Source organism: Novosphingobium sp. 9, from assembly GCF_025340265.1.
GTDB lineage: Bacteria > Pseudomonadota > Alphaproteobacteria > Sphingomonadales > Sphingomonadaceae > Novosphingobium.
The window spans coordinates 328,319-342,834 of sequence record NZ_CP022708.1 but is presented as its reverse complement, the minus strand read 5'-3'; the positions used below and the strand labels follow the sequence as shown (position 1 = coordinate 342,834).

At 57.6% G+C, this 14,516-nt stretch carries 12 protein-coding genes and 1 pseudogene; 5 read left to right on the top strand and 8 right to left on the bottom strand.

From position 1 onward, the window contains the following. Positions 1-260: 260 nt before the first annotated feature. From CI805_RS16250 to CI805_RS16215, 8 genes are all read right to left on the bottom strand, one after another. Positions 261-1,097 carry a glycosyltransferase family 2 protein gene (locus tag CI805_RS16250; protein WP_260929221.1) on the bottom strand — a complete coding sequence of 279 codons (837 nt, stop codon included), beginning with the start codon at positions 1,095-1,097 and terminating at the stop codon, positions 261-263. Next, positions 1,094-1,681, bottom strand: coding sequence for a nodulation S family protein (locus CI805_RS16245; protein ID WP_260929219.1), 588 nt, complete (start codon positions 1,679-1,681; stop codon positions 1,094-1,096). Before CI805_RS16245 ends, CI805_RS16250 begins: the two co-directional genes overlap by 4 nt. Further along, the gene (locus CI805_RS16240; protein WP_260929217.1) at positions 1,678-2,379 is read right to left on the bottom strand and encodes a PIG-L deacetylase family protein; all 702 of its coding nucleotides are present in this window, start codon (positions 2,377-2,379) and stop codon (positions 1,678-1,680) included. The genes CI805_RS16245 and CI805_RS16240 overlap by 4 nt, the downstream gene beginning before the upstream one ends. Next, a complete protein-coding gene (locus tag CI805_RS16235; protein WP_260929215.1) occupies positions 2,352-3,482 on the bottom strand; it encodes an acyl-CoA dehydrogenase family protein in 1,131 nt (376 codons plus the stop codon). Before CI805_RS16235 ends, CI805_RS16240 begins: the two co-directional genes overlap by 28 nt. Continuing rightward, positions 3,479-4,408, bottom strand: coding sequence for a glycosyltransferase (locus CI805_RS16230; RefSeq protein ID WP_260929214.1), 930 nt, complete (start codon positions 4,406-4,408; stop codon positions 3,479-3,481). Before CI805_RS16230 ends, CI805_RS16235 begins: the two co-directional genes overlap by 4 nt. 106 nt (positions 4,409-4,514) lie before the next feature. Beyond that, positions 4,515-5,513 carry a glycosyltransferase gene (locus tag CI805_RS16225; protein WP_260929211.1) on the bottom strand — a complete coding sequence of 333 codons (999 nt, stop codon included), beginning with the start codon at positions 5,511-5,513 and terminating at the stop codon, positions 4,515-4,517. After that, on the bottom strand, positions 5,467-6,603 hold the full coding sequence (locus tag CI805_RS16220; RefSeq protein ID WP_260929695.1) for a glycosyltransferase: 1,137 nt from the start codon (positions 6,601-6,603) through the stop codon (positions 5,467-5,469). Before CI805_RS16220 ends, CI805_RS16225 begins: the two co-directional genes overlap by 47 nt. A gap of 40 nt (positions 6,604-6,643) precedes the next feature. Then, complete coding sequence (locus CI805_RS16215; protein ID WP_260929209.1) at positions 6,644-8,869, bottom strand: catalase; 2,226 nt, start codon at positions 8,867-8,869, stop codon at positions 6,644-6,646. A 184-nt stretch (positions 8,870-9,053) separates the two neighbouring features. Here CI805_RS16215 and CI805_RS16210 point away from each other — a divergent pair, with 184 nt between their 5' ends. The 5 genes and pseudogenes from CI805_RS16210 (at position 9,054) to CI805_RS16185 (ending at position 13,904) form a co-directional block, all read left to right on the top strand. Further along, entirely contained in the window at positions 9,054-9,803 is a 750-nt protein-coding gene (locus CI805_RS16210) for a Crp/Fnr family transcriptional regulator (RefSeq protein ID WP_260929206.1), read from the top strand. Between the two features lie 497 nt (positions 9,804-10,300). Continuing rightward, entirely contained in the window at positions 10,301-11,194 is an 894-nt protein-coding gene (locus tag CI805_RS16200) for an SDR family oxidoreductase (protein WP_260929204.1), read from the top strand. Between the two features lie 81 nt (positions 11,195-11,275). Then, positions 11,276-12,078 (top strand): annotated as a pseudogene (locus CI805_RS16195) (SDR family NAD(P)-dependent oxidoreductase). A 282-nt stretch (positions 12,079-12,360) separates the two neighbouring features. Further along, positions 12,361-13,179, top strand: a complete 819-nt coding sequence (locus CI805_RS16190) for an alpha/beta fold hydrolase (protein WP_260929201.1) — start codon at positions 12,361-12,363, stop codon at positions 13,177-13,179. A 155-nt stretch (positions 13,180-13,334) separates the two neighbouring features. Next, positions 13,335-13,904, top strand: a complete 570-nt coding sequence (locus CI805_RS16185) for a type 1 glutamine amidotransferase domain-containing protein (RefSeq protein WP_260929694.1) — start codon at positions 13,335-13,337, stop codon at positions 13,902-13,904. Positions 13,905-14,516 lie beyond the last annotated feature (612 nt).

Sequence of the window (14,516 nt, the reverse complement as noted above, 5' to 3'; positions counted from 1 at the left end):
TAACATATGTTTATTTCTTAAAGGCAGATCTATAGATGATACAGCCCCATTCATACGGATCGCTCGGCAGCAATGGGATTAAGTGACATTGTCCGAACGCATCCGTTTCTTTATGTCCTGGAGCTCTAGCGCGACACAGGAAACAGACCAACCAGTCGGGCAAGCATGGCCGAAACATACCTGCTCAGACCGCGTCGGCGACATACATGGTTCGAGATGTTCAGACTCATTCCGCTCAGGCTGCCACAGTGCGCTTGTGTTCACGCCACGTTAGCCGCGATAATCTCGGCGTTCGAGGGATACCGCTCGATGGCCAGCATATCCTTGTTCCAAATCACAAAACCAGCGTCCGCAAAAGCGGCGAGCCAGCCTTCCATCGGCCACACGCCCCATTTCTTGTGAAAGATGTGCGCGTTGCGCACGATATCCTCAAAATGCTGCAAGGGAGGATCGGAACTGGCATGGTGCTGATGAAATGCACCTGCCCCCCCCATAAACAAGAGCGGCAATCCATCGTTTTTGGCCCTGAAACCAAAGTCGGTGTCTTCAGCACCATAACCGGAGAAGCTCTCATCAAATCCGCCAAGGTTTCTAAATCGCTCGCGTCGTATTCCGAAGACTAGCGACCAGAACAAGCCCGGATTGTCGATCTGTTGCAATCCATTCGATGGGAAACTGCGGGCAGGATGACCGTGGGCATGGGCCAGAAGCGCCGTTTCATCCCACTGGGAGCGAGCATCGTTGGGCCCTAGATAGCGGACTTGGGCACATACCAGGGCATCGTGATCAACAAGCACTTTTGCGATGGCCGAAACCAGACCGCGCATCGGAATACAATCGACGTCAAGGAATAGCAGCTGATCACCTGCAGCGACCGAAGCAGCCTTATTGCGCGCTTCTGCCAGGGGTAGTCCTTTGCAGGCCAAGCGAACGGTTCTGCAGGAAAAAGGCAGGTCGTCCACCTGGACGGGAGACTCGCTTGCCATATCAACGATAATCAGTTCATCGGGAAAAGCCTCACTGCGGCGCAAACCTTCAATCAACTGCGCAAGGTGCCCTGCCCGGTTGCGGACGATCGTCAACACGCTGATGCTCATTTCAGTTTTCGCCAAAGGTCCAGCCGATAGTCAGCGCCGTGCTCCGCTATGCATACGGATATCGTTTCACCCAAATGTGCCTTGAGCTTGTCCACGGCGCCGTCGCCGCTCTGCGGATAATCTGTCTTGCCGGTCCAATGAACCAGCAGCACATCGCCCCCGGCGATCAGGTGGCGTTCAAGCCATTCCGCCGCTTCGCCAAGATCGCGGTCATTCCAATAGTAGGCGACCTCCGACAAGACAACGAGGTCAAATTTGCCGTGGGGCGCCTGCGCCGGAAAACGCATGTTGGCAAAACCGACGTGGCCCAGATCTGCGCATCTCTCCCGCGCCGCCCGCAGCGCCGTGCCACTCACATCTATCGCGAAAAGAGAGGTCGCCTGCGGCGCGAGCCGTGATGTCAAAACGCCCTTTGCACAGCCGATTTCGAAGACATGGTCATATGTTCTTGCCCCCAGAACCTCGACGGAGCGCGCGAACTTGCGCTGCTCATAGGGGCTGGTTTCCAGATTCCAGGGATCGAGCGTACCTCGAAACATATTCTCGAAGTACTCAGAAGGCAGGCTGGTTTCAGGGCGGGTCATCGATGCCTCCATACATAGAGAGTGTCCCGTGCCGGCATGCGCTGTTTTTCGGCAGGAAGCCGAAAGCCTTGGCCATATGAAGCCGTCAATTGGCTACGATGCGAGCGCAGCGCTGCTCTGCGCTTTCCAGGCGGCATCGCTTCGGTGCGAATGACTCGAATGAGCCTTCCAGTAGGACGGCTGGACCAGACGCAGAATTCCGCCACGATGACTTGTCGTTTTGCAGAACGGCCGGCTGCATAGGCGAGCTGTGCTGCCGCCGCGTGATCGCAGTGCGGCTCGTGAAGTGCTGTGACGGCGATCGCATCGACGCGCAGCTGACGGCAGAGCGCAGCCAGCGCGCAAACGCTTTGATGAAATTCCATGCTTCCCAGCTTGGCTGGCCTAGCGTCTTGCCAATCCAGATGAACAGGGACGTGCTTGCGGCTCCCTGTCAGTCGGAACAAGGCCAAGGCAGCTTCGCGACGGCGAACCGCTATAAGCCTGCCAGCGCATCCATCGGAACAAGGGTGCGAGCCAGAACCATCGGTCAGATATACCAAGGCCGCGAATCGATCTTGCGCGGCGGCCTGGGCAATAAGGGCGCCGGCGCCGAGAGTCTCATCATCCGGGTGCGGTGCCAAGACCAACCATCGCCGGTTGCCCCAAGGGCGGCCCCCAAGCGTGCCGGTTACCACAAGCTGTCCTCGCAGCCCCATGCATCGTGATCAAGCCAGACCAAAGCCGCCTGATCGCGAGCATAGTCTGGCCCCGCTTGTCGCAGGTAGAGCGACAGATCGCGAGTGATCTTGTCAATGCGCTGACCGTCCATTGCGCTGCAGGTGCCAACGATGCGCGCGGAAAGCTCCATAACGTCGAGCCCGGCCCGCTCGACGACACCGCGCGTTAGCCGGGCAAATGCTGGCCCGTCGGCATCGTCGACGGCGGCACGGGCCGCACATTCGCGCACCCAAAGATAAGCCGTCCGAGTTGCCACAACACACTCTGCGAATTTGGCGCGCTGGAGCGGGTCAGTGCGTGCCTTATCGGACATGGCCTTACGCGTTTCTGTCAACAAGGCCTCGATACCGCCCAACTGGACAGCGGCGAAACGCCAAGCTCCAGTTGTGAATCTGGGATCGTGGTCGTAATCGCCTGGCAAGCCAAGGAGATCGTGGTCCGTGATCGGCATTCCTGTCAGATCATACCTGCCGCTATTGCTCGCGCGCATCCCTCGAACCCGCCAATCTGAAAGATCAGCACGTGCAGCCTCGTCGCCGGCGACGATGACAAGTTGCCGACTTCCCTGCGCCAGCCTCGCCGTGATAATAGCGTGCGAAAGCCCCCCCGCTCCGCTCGCAAATGTTTTGGAACCATCAAGCAGCCTGCGGCCATCAGTGCCAACGACAATCCTGACGCCGGGGGCGGGCTCCGTCGCCCACACGCCATAAAAGGCCCCAGCAGCAAGCCGACCGGAAAGATGCGCAATCTGCTCGGGCAATCCGTACCATTCGAACAGCGCCAGCGCGTTGACGTGACCTTCAAACAGACGGCCCGCGCTCAAATCCGCGCGGCCGACTATTCGCAAGACATCCATTAAAGAGCGATAGCGGTGCGCTGTATCGCCGAAAGCGGTACCGCCAGCATCGACACAAGCAAAGTCCCGGTGGAGCCCGGCTCTGGCCAAGGTGCGCATACTCTCCGACGGAAAGACGGGCGCGGCATCATATCGCGCGCCCAGAACTTCGAGTTGTCCCGCTATCGCGCCGGCTCGGGCCACCGGGGTATCCGTCTTGCTCTTAAGGATAGATGACAGGTTCACGCCGCGACCTTCGCACGCTTGATCGAGATATCTGCATGCTGCCCAAGCCATGCGGCGACTTTTTGCGCCGCTTGTGGGTCATAAAGCGCACGCCGGGGCGCTGCCGGCATATCGAGCACATCCTCAAAGAGTCGCGGCCAGAACCGTCCTGCCGGCCATTCGGGAAGAACGAGCGCAGCTCCCCACGATTTCAGGCCCCTGCCTGTTGCAGCTTGTTCCTGAAAGGGACGATCTTCCGGCAAGCAGATAAAGGGCTTGTCTGCGGCCATGACTGCTCCGACCACGCCATTTCCGGCGCCCCCGACAATGATCCTTGCCCGAGCTATTTCGATCTCTGGGCGGACGACCCATCCGGCAAACTCCAGATTTGCGGGGCAGTCGATCGGCGCTACGGCGGGACCAATGACACGCCATTGCCAATGTGGACATGCGCGTGCGGCCTCGGCAATCAGCGTTCCATCGCCCGGGCGACCGCCTTGGCCGAAAACAACAAGGATGCGGTCAGCTACCGTTTCCTCACAAGCCGGCAAACTGGCGATCCCGGGCACGTAGAACGTCTTTTCGCGGACCCAATCCGGCGTGCCGTCGGTTTCCAATGCGGCGTGAAAGGGAGCCAGGATTGCCGAGGCGCCCCTGAAAGCCTCAAGGTGAGCCGGATCGCTTCGCTCGCCACCGAGCCGCACATAGACTGTCGGCACAGACGCTAGCCGAGCTAACATCGCGACCTCTGCCGAAACATCGACGACCATCAAGCTGGGCTTCGCCTGCGCAATCCAGTTTACGATCCTGGCAGCCCGCGCACGAACACCGTCATGATCGAGCGGGGCATAGTGCAGCGCATTGGGGCGGCACGTGGCCGCATCGTTTCCATCGAACCGGCCTGACAAAGGCCGATCGTCGGGCAGATCGATGCCGCTGTCGTCCATGCCGGTGCCTAAAAGGACCACAGGTCTGTCCGCTACCGAGCGTATTGCCTCGGCACGCTGGCGATGCCCGGCACCATGGTGGTGAACGTAGTAGCCGATCGGTCGTTCAATCACGACAGCACATCCAGAACCAAATCGCGAGGCATCGGCGGCAATAGCGGTTCTTCGCGTACGATCCTTTTGTGGCCTTCCGGTCGCGAGCGAAGACGCTTTCGCCACTTCGCCCTTTCCTGCCAATGCTCGAAACCGGGGGCGCACGGCATACTGCCCGACGCTGCCAGATCGAACAGATCCTGCATGTCCTGCGCCATGCCCCCTTCAGCCCGCCCCTCGCGACGCGGCGATACCCAGGTGAAAACATCGGCCGGATGAGCCAGGCGCCCGCCATGGGCAATTGCCGCCATAACCAGCGCATGATCTTCGCCAGTGCGCAGGAGCGGCACCCCCCACAGCGAGTATAAAGGCATGCGCGCAGAGCTAAAGACGCCCCCGTATGATCACCATGCCGAGGTGCCGGGTTCCATGGCAACGGATCCAGGCTATCCTCGATAGCCCTGACCGCTTCCCAATAGGCTTCCCATGCCTGCCGTAAGGCAAGAACGTTCTTCGGAAGTTCCTCGGCTGTATCAATCGCAATGCGCCCACCTACCAGATCAGCGCCGCGCGCAAATGCACGCACCATATTATCCAGCCAATGGGGCGGCGGGAACGTGTCTGCATCAGTACTTACGAGGATGCCCTGATCGTGGGATGGCAAAAGTGTCAGGCCGGCATCCATAGCAAGACGGCGAGCAGAGCCGGCATGGGCAAGCTCGGCCGCAAACGTCGCCTCCTCGACATGAATGTAGAGACGACCGCAATAGTCCGATCGGGCCTGGGCAAGGACCTGATGGCTGTCGTCCGTCGTGTTGTTAAGTGCGACAATCACCTTGATCGGACCAGGTCTCGATTGTGCAGCAAGCCCACGAAAAAGCACTGGCAAGCGCGCAGCCTCGTTACGGGCAGGAACGCACACGCACAAATCCAGGCCTTTTTCCAAAAGCGGTGCCATTTTTTCCTTACGCATGGAGCAAGGGCACCGCATTTGCAGCTTCTGCACCGCCATGATTGGCGGCAATCCGCCGATGATAGAGAGCCTCATAGCTATCGATCATTCGGCGGGCATCGCACGTCTGTTCTGCTCGCCTGCGGCAATCCTCACGGCTTAACGTGACAGCAATTCGCACAGCCTGTGCGAGCGAGACCACATCGTTGGGTGTCGCAAGCGCGCCACAGCTTTCATCAAGAATTTCCGGGATTGCGCCCCGCCCAAAGGCCGCGACCGGAACCCCGCAGGCCAATGCTTCAGCGACAACCAGACCATAGGGTTCATCCCACATCGGCGTGCACAAAAAGGCCCGTGCCCCTCCTACGAACCTGGCAAGGGCACTATGGTCAAGATGGCCCACATGAAACACCTCGTGGCCAAGATGCGGTTTGATCAAGTCGTTGAAATATTCCTGATCAAGAATCGGACCCGCGATGCGTAACGGCAAGCCGATCAATTTTGCAGCCTCTATGGCGAAGTGCAGCCCCTTTTCGGGGACAATTCGTCCATACCAGACAAGATAGGGCGACGGCTGCGGTGCTGCGCTGAAGGCAAACTTCTGAAGGTCTATGCCATTGAGAATGACCTGGTCTGTTCTCGCAACGTGATCCCATAGTCCGGCAACGGAACGTGAAACGGCTGCAAAGCTGTGATTGGGAGCATCACACAGTCGCGCACCGCTTTCCAGCCAGCAGAATGGTGGCGTATGGAGGGTCGTGACCATCGGCATCGGAAGGGTATCGGCCATCGATACGGGCAGGTAATGCAGCGAATTGTTGTGAATCACGTCGAAGGAACGCTGCCGCAATGCCTTCATCAGCGCCAGATAAGCATGATGCTCCTTAAAGAACCCGACATCATGGGCCTCTGCCGACCCAACTTCCGCCAGAGCCGTCGCATCGCATATCGCTTCCAGACCCACGGAGGGGTCTGATCGCTCCGAAGCAAAGACTGTCACGTAATGTCCGCGGCCCCGCAGTTCACGTGCCAGAAGATGGGTATGCGTTTCCAGCCCACCCGCAAAAGGCTCGGCAATGGGATACTTGAGATGCGAGATGATGCCGATCCGAAGCGGCCGCGCGCTATGAGCAGGAACAGGGAGCGGCATGACGCCATCTCCTAAATAGGAGGGGCCAGGCATGGTGGAATCAGGCTGCAGGCTTTGCATCCAGATCTACCTCCAATTCGCGAGGCCAATGGCGCAAAGCACGGCAGGTTGCCACGAAGACCGCAGCATCTTTTGCGGCGCCCAGCAGTAAGCATCCCTCATCGAGATCGTCGGCGATTCCGGCCTTGACGAAAAGGGGCTGCGCCTCGCCGGAAAATCCTATGAACTTGCAATGCGCAAACGCATCGGTAACGAAATCCTTCGCCGCTGCATCATTTGCGAGCAGCGCAACGCCGTCTTCGGACACGATGATCGCTACCGCATCAAACAGCACAGAAGGGCCGCCGTCGATCTTCTGTTTGGCCGCGACGGTCTTGCCATTTGATAGCGTGACGCCTGCAATCTTGGGGGCAATCACCTCGTAAACGCCCCCCTCCTTCTCGACTGCCTTTACCAGAGCGGCGAACAGCTTGGCATCGGCTCCATCGGTGAGAAGAATGCCCAGCTTGCGTCCCTTAAAGCTTCCGGGACCGTTCTTGAGGATGCTCAGCTTGTCCGAGGGCGGCAGATTGGTAATTGGGGCACGGGCGGCAGGTGCCGCGTTAGGCAAAGGCATGCCCAAGCCGTCGGCAACGGTTGCTGCCAAATCGGCATCGATATTGAGCAGGTGCGAGACCGTCCGAGAACGAATGTCGGGGCGCTCGACTTTGGAAAGCTCGAAGACCAAAGCATCGCCGATATGCTTTTGCTCGATCGGGGTCTGCGACACGAAGAATTGGCGGGCCTGACTGTAGTGATCGGCAAAAGTTTCAGAGCGAGTCCGCTGCTTGGGGCCATCCGCTACCTCGGCAAAGCTCGCGAACCCGCGCGCCGGATCTTCCCTGGGCCCACCATGGGTCGGCCCCCAGCTGTTAGGCTCATAATTTGCCCGCCCCTTGGGGTTCTGCGTCGCCATATGCCCATCCTGCTGGAAGTGATGCATGGGGCATTTGGGCGCATTGATAGGGATATGGGTGAAGTTCGGACTACCCAGGCGCTTGATCTGGGTATCGAGATAGGAAAAATTGCGCCCCTGAAGCAGAGGGTCATTCGAGAAGTCGATGCCCGGCGGCACGTTTTGGGTGCAGAAGGCAACCTGCTCTGTCTCTGCAAAAAAATTGTCGACGACACGGTCGAGAACCAGACGGCCAACGATCCGGACCGGCACCAGTTCCTCAGGAATAAGCTTGGTGGCGTCGAGCACATCGAAGTCGAAGCTGTCAGCAAAAACATCATCGAACAGTTGGACGCCCAGCTCCCATTCGGGAAATTCGCCGGAATTGATCGCATCCCAAAGGTCGCGGCGGTGGAAGTCGGGATCGGCGCCATTAATCTTTACCGCCTCGTTCCAGAGCACCGATTGGAGGCCCTGCTTGGGCTTCCAATGGAATTTGACGAACGTCGATTTACCTTCGGCGTCAATCAGACGGAATGTGTGAACGCCAAAACCTTCCATCGTACGGAACGATCGCGGAATAGCGCGGTCCGACATCGCCCACATGATCATGTGGAAACTTTCCGGTGTCAGGCTGATGAAGTCCCAGAAATTGTCATGAGCGGTCTGGGCTTGCGGGAAGGCCCGATCCGGCTCCGGTTTGGCGGCATGGATCAGATCGGGAAACTTCATCGCATCTTGGATGAAGAAGACAGGGATATTGTTCCCGACGAGGTCCCAGTTCCCTTGCTGGGTATAGAGCTTGACCGCAAAACCCCGCACATCTCGTGCAAGGTCCACAGATCCCTGGGAACCTGCGACCGTCGAGAAGCGGACGAAGGCAGGCGTCTTTTCGCCAACTCGCTGAAAGATGTCGGCACGGCTGACGTCCGCCAGGCTGTCGGTCAGTTCGAAAAAACCGTGAGCCGCATAACCTCGCGCATGGACCACGCGCTCAGGGATCCGCTCGTGATCGAAATGGAACATTTTCTCGCGAAACTGGAAGTCTTCCAACAAAGTCGGTCCGCGCGCCCCTTGCCTGAGACTGTTCTGATCGTCGGATATCGGGATACCCTGTTGGGTGGTCATGGTGGCAACATCGCCAGAAGCGCCTTGTCGTGTCTCACCCCCTGAACCTTGCTGCTCGGTGTAGGAGAAAGCCACATCGGCATCGGCCGGGATGACGCCCGCCTTTCTAGCGGACTCCCCGCCAATCTCGACCCTCGCCAGGTCCGCAGCCGTAACATCGGCAGCGTTGCGAGGAACAGATTTCGATTTCGGGGGCTTAGCCATGATCATTCCTATCGACTGGTCTGCCGATCGAACCCCTAATGTCAGCTGCGGTTGCGCAAAGAACGGCTAAATTAACTTGCGTTAAAACGAATTATCACCGGGACTTTGCAACGGAATCTGAAATCCATCCGTTGAAGATCTCGCATTGCAAGACGTTTTTGAAAAAAACTCTGAAAAGGCATCAATGTTTACGGATCGCTTCCTGAGATATAAACGCGGCATGAAGCTCGAAGCGCACGAGCGCTTGCGGCTTGAAGCTGCAATTTCTGAAGTGCGAACACTTGATGCTCGCGAAATCGTAGCACGCCCGCGAACGCTCCTCCGCAAAAGCACGCTGTTGATAGACGGTTTTTTGTCACGATATATCGACGACAGAAACGGCTTGCGTCAGCTTGTCGCCATTCATGTGCCAGGCGACTTCGTCGATCTGCACGCCTATCCTCTGTTGACGCTCGACCATGAGGTGGCAACTATGACGGCGGCAACGGTTGCAATCGTGCGTCACGATGCGTTGGATGCAATCATTGCCGAACAGCCGCAGATGAGCCGGAAGCTCTGGTTTTCCACGCTCATTGACGCGGCGATCCACCGGGCTTGGCTGTTCCGCCTCGGGCGTCTCGACGCCATCGGTCGCATTTCCCATTTTCTATGCGAAACCAACGCGCGGTTGTTCTCTGCCGGGTTAAGCGATGGTCGGCGCTTTGTATTACCTTTGACCCAAATGGATATCGCGGAAATCTGCGGCCTGACAAACGTCCATGTCAATCGTGTCATGCGCCAGCTGCGCGAGGAAAAGGTTTGTGTATTTCGCTCCTCCCTCGTGGAAATTCTCGACATTGAGCGACTTGTAACGCTGGGGCAGTTCGATCCCAATTACCTCTACCTCGAAGATTCCGACCCCGTTCTGCCCCCTCATTCAGAGCATCGATTATGACAGCAGCTTCCAATCCACCGCGTCCTTGCGACGAGCCCGGCGTGGCCAGCGCAGAAGAGGGCGTTGTAATTCTCGATGGCCCCAACGAGTTGGCGGTGACGATGACCCCCATGCCGCTGCGAATACGGGGCACAGCCTGATCATGGCGGCAGAGTTGGCCGAGCGGCAAATCCGAGACCGCACTTCATATTTGAAAAATAGGAACACAGCTGCTCATAGGGAAGATTAATATGCGCTTTACCTGCTACAACGTCAGGAAGCAATCTGCGTTCATAAACCTATATTAAATTAACACTTCTATAATATCGGGGTCGCTGCATATTTTTATCCGCGCCAGATTACGAAGCCGTTAGCGTTACGGCGTATGGCATGGCTTTTTGCAATTCCTGTTGGAACCATATCCAGCATGCGTTCGTAATCAGACTGTAGCGCTTTGCTGACGGCAAATGTTTCGATCCGCACTTTTGCCCTCATCCTCCCACTTACAGGAGCCCGTCATGACCGATCGCCTGACGATGCAGGACCCCCGCGCCCAATATCCCGCTCCCCCATTTGCCAAACAGCCGCAGCCCGCCCCTGGCATCGCTGGCAGTATGACTCCCAGGCCCGATCACGGCGAAGAGAGCTATCTTGGTGCAGGCAAGCTCCAAGGCCGAAAGGCGCTCATTACCGGAGGCGATTCCGGAATCGGGCGAGCGGCGGCCATCGCTTACGCCCGCGAAGGTGCAGATGTTGCGATTTCCTACCTGCCCAGCGAAGAGCAGGATGCCAAGGAGGTCATCGCTCTCGTCGAGGCCGAGGGCCGTAAGGCCGTTGCATTGCCAGGCGATGTGACAGACGAGGTCTGGAGCAAGCAGATGGTCGAGAGCGCAGTACAGGGCCTCGGAGGATTGGACATTCTCGTTATCAATGCAGGACACCAGCAATTCCGGGAAGATATCGTGGCGGTCAGTTCGCAGGATTTCGACACCACCCTCAAGACAAATCTCTATGCGCTTCACTGGATCGCGCAGGCTGCCATTCCGCACTTGCCTGCCGGGGCATCCGTTATCACCACAGCTTCTGTGCAGGCTTACGAGCCGTCAGATATCCTGCTCGATTACGCCACAACCAAGGCCGGGATCGTTGCCTACACGAAAGCTCTTGCCAAGCAACTGATAAAAAAGGGCATTCGTGCTAACGTCGTAGCACCGGGGCCGTTCTGGACAGTGCTGCAGACAACCGGTGGCCAGCCTCAGGAAAAGGTATCGAAGTTCGGCGAACAAAGTCGCTTCGGTCGCCCCGGTCAACCGGTGGAAATCGCACCTGTCTACGTGCTGCTCGCCTCCCAGGAAGGCAGCTACATTACGGGCGAAGTCTACGGCGTGACGGGCGGTGCCGGCATCGCCTGATTTATGTCGCCGACCCGACCTTTTGCAGAACCGTCGTGTGGTATGACCGCTAAGCTTGACTTATAGAAAGAGGAGCCCGTTATGGATCTGGGTATTTCCGGTCGCATTGCGCTTATCAGCGGCGCAGATTCAGGCATGGGCAAAGAAACGGCGAAATTTCTCCTGCAGGCAGGCGTTCGTGTAGCCATCACCGATCAGGTTAACGGCACACTCGAGCAAAGCCTGACGCAATTGCAGCCGTATGGCAATGTGATCGCGATCGCGGGCGATGTAACGCGCCCGGCCTCTGTCGCTGAAATCTGGCAACGTGTTCGCGAACGTTTGGGACCGCCCGATATTTACGTCAACGCCGCCGGCATTACCGGAGCGACCGGAGACTTTCTCGATATCGACGATCAAGGGTGGCACGAGACCTTGGACATCAATTTCATGGGGGCTGTTCGCATGTGCCGCGAGGCCATTCCGGCTATGCGTCGCCAGAAATGGGGCCGTATCATCCTTTTCGCCTCGGAGGACGCAGTTCAGCCCTATACTGACGAAATGCCATATTGCGCTTCGAAAGCAGCTGTCCTCAATCTCGCAAAAGGTCTGTCCAAAGCCTACGGTCCTGACAATGTTCTTATCAATACCGTGGCGCCTGCGTTCATCGCCACGCCGATGACAGATGCCATGATGGAAAAGCGGGCCGCAGAAAAGGGGACCACCTTCGATGAGGCCGTCGAAAGTTTCCTCGTGCAAGAACGGCCTGGGATGACGCTCAGGCGCCGGGGCGCGCGGAAGAGGTCGCCGCAGCAGTCGCGTTCCTGTGTTCGGAGCGCGCAAGCTTCATCAACGGTGCCAACCTGCGGGTCGACTCAGGATCTGTATCGACTTTGGCGGGATAAATTCGCGCAAGCTCGGCGATGAAATTTTACCTTGCTCATCGAAATCTGATTTTTCGCATCTGACGTCCCGTCTCCCGGACAGTCGGACAGAAGCAAAAGACTGTACGAACCAAGATCGCCTGCTATCCACAAACCTCTGGCCGGAGCCGTCGGAAGAGATCGAAACGTCCGAATAACGCCACGTAGGCGCCCTTCGACTGACCCCAACACGACGAGCCGAGTGAACTATCACAGATGTTTGTGGTTAAGTTTGAAGGCGACTCTCGATACGGAGTATTCTTGATGGCTTTCATCGAAACGAAAGATGGCACCAACCTTCACGTGAAGGATATGGGGCAAGGCAAACCGGTGGTGCTGATCCACGGCTGGCCCTTGACCGGCGATATGTTCGAGTACCAGACTGTGGCCCTCCTCGAATCTGGATATCGCGTTATCACCTACGATCGTCGCGGGTTCGGCCAGTCCGGGCACGGCGCCTCGGGATATGATTACGATACGTTCGCTGACGATCTTGGAGCAATTCTTGATGGACTCAATCTCGACGGCGCATCATTGGTCGGCTTCTCGATGGGCGGCGGCGAGATAGCACGGTATCTCAGCCGTCATGGTGCCGCTCGGGTGCAAAAAGTTGTTCTGGTCAGCAGTGTAGTCCCCTATTTGCTCAACACCTCCGATAATCCCGACGGGGTGGATGAGAGCGTATTTGAAACCATGAAAGCCCAGATCCGAGAGGACCGGTTTGCTTTCCTGCAGGATTTCGCCAAGCAATTTTATGGAGTTGGTTTCATTTCCAGCCCGGTCAGTCAGGGCCTCCTCGACTGGAGCTTTTTGCTCGGTACAATGGCAAGTCCGAAAGCGACAGTCGATTGCATCGACGCTTTTGCGAAGACCGACTTTCGTCCAGATCTGGCCTCTTTCACCGTCCCTACGCTGATCATCCACGGCACGGCCGACAAGACGGTTCCGATCGCCCCTTCCGGAAGAGCTGCTGCCGCCGGAATTCCAGGTGCCGAATTTATCGAATATGACGGTGAACCTCACGGTCTGTTCGCGACAGCCCCAACAAGACTGAACGATGACCTCATCAGTTTCATCGGATGACGGCTCATCGCGCCCATGCGCCGCCTGCCCGTAGAGGCGGGCGAGCACAAAGGACGAAGGATCGAAAGCGCTAAGTAGAAGTTACAATATCTGACAGCTCCCTTTGGCTCTTCATGCGTAGATTTGGCGAAATTCTGACAATAAAAGGAGATAGAATCTCGCTTGAAAATCGCACCATAGCTCTTCTAATCGCGCCGCGTGGCACAGAAGAGGTGGAGTTCGTCGAGCCTCGCCGCGCTTTACAGCACGCAGGGGCGAAAGTTACTATTATCGGCTTTGAGAAGGGCGAAGTTCAAACCAACGTCAACGATCTGGATCCCGGCGGCACGTATCGCGTGGAGGAAGGGTTTTCCGATGCTTGCATCGACCATTTCGATGCGCTTGTTATCCCGGGCGGAAGCGTTGGTGCCGACAAGCTTCGTGGCAACACTGAAGCGGTGAAATTCGTTCGCGCCTTTTTTGAGGCGGGCAAACCCGTTGGCGCAATCTGCCATGCACCGTGGTTACTGGTGGAAGCCGATGTGCTGAAAGGCCGTACGCTGACTTCGTTTCCAACGGTCAGGACCGACATCGAGAACGCCGGTGGCCACTGGGTCGATGAGCAGGTCGTTGTGGACCAAGGTCTGGTCACAAGTCGCAAGCCAGACGACCTTCCCGCCTTTTGCGCAAAACTGATCGAGACGTTTGCGCAAGGCCATTATCCGGAACAGCCCCCAAGCCCATGACCGAAGGACCGCGATTTGGGCGCTGACTTCATGACTCTGTGCCAACCCAACGCGCCGGAAGCGGCCAAAGCAGAACTTTTCTGGGTCTCCGTGGCGGGAGGTGGCACACGGCGCCCGCCTCGGATAAGCGGTGAACGCGATCCGTACACCAGTCGCCGGGGCGCGGCTCGTCGTACGGGGCCAGGTTTACGGACCCGAAATTTCATTTGAAGGTTATATGCGCTGAGATGCGAGCATGAGCGGTGATTATTTCCATCTCAAGCCGGAACGTCGCGCAGTGCCCTTCCCTTGTGCGACAGGCCTGCACAAACCACACCCGTGAGTTCCCAATCGTGTCATTTCATCAGGAAGCCGATGGAACAGCGTTTTATTCTCAATGCTGAATGACTTCTGTGGTTGCCGCCCGTGAAGCAAGAAGTTTCGGATCCGGTGGGTTTGTGATCGAGTGCGGTCTTCTGTCAGGCCTTTGATTGCGGCATTTCGGAAGCCGCTGGCCGGTATGGTGATCTGCGGATCAGGTCCAAATCTAACCGTCGAGCTGCAATGCTCTCGTCATTCACCTGGTTTTCCTGATCCAGATCTGGTCGATCATTTTGCCCATTCGGGTCATCG

What these genes read in the sequence shown, in the direction of transcription:
- CI805_RS16250 (WP_260929221.1), bottom strand. Translation starts at nt 1,097, where the DNA reads ATGAGCATCAGCGTGTTGACGATCGTCCGCAACCGGGCAGGGCACCTT.
- CI805_RS16245 (WP_260929219.1), bottom strand. Translation starts at nt 1,681, where the DNA reads ATGACCCGCCCTGAAACCAGCCTGCCTTCTGAGTACTTCGAGAATATG.
- CI805_RS16240 (WP_260929217.1), bottom strand. Translation starts at nt 2,379, where the DNA reads ATGGGGCTGCGAGGACAGCTTGTGGTAACCGGCACGCTTGGGGGCCGC.
- CI805_RS16230 (WP_260929214.1), bottom strand. Translation starts at nt 4,408, where the DNA reads ATGGACGACAGCGGCATCGATCTGCCCGACGATCGGCCTTTGTCAGGC.
- CI805_RS16225 (WP_260929211.1), bottom strand. Translation starts at nt 5,513, where the DNA reads ATGGCGGTGCAGAAGCTGCAAATGCGGTGCCCTTGCTCCATGCGTAAG.
- CI805_RS16220 (WP_260929695.1), bottom strand. Translation starts at nt 6,603, where the DNA reads ATGCCGCTCCCTGTTCCTGCTCATAGCGCGCGGCCGCTTCGGATCGGC.
- CI805_RS16215 (WP_260929209.1), bottom strand. Translation starts at nt 8,869, where the DNA reads ATGGCTAAGCCCCCGAAATCGAAATCTGTTCCTCGCAACGCTGCCGAT.
- CI805_RS16210 (WP_260929206.1), top strand. Translation starts at nt 9,054, where the DNA reads ATGTTTACGGATCGCTTCCTGAGATATAAACGCGGCATGAAGCTCGAA.
- CI805_RS16200 (WP_260929204.1), top strand. Translation starts at nt 10,301, where the DNA reads ATGACCGATCGCCTGACGATGCAGGACCCCCGCGCCCAATATCCCGCT.
- CI805_RS16190 (WP_260929201.1), top strand. Translation starts at nt 12,361, where the DNA reads ATGGCTTTCATCGAAACGAAAGATGGCACCAACCTTCACGTGAAGGAT.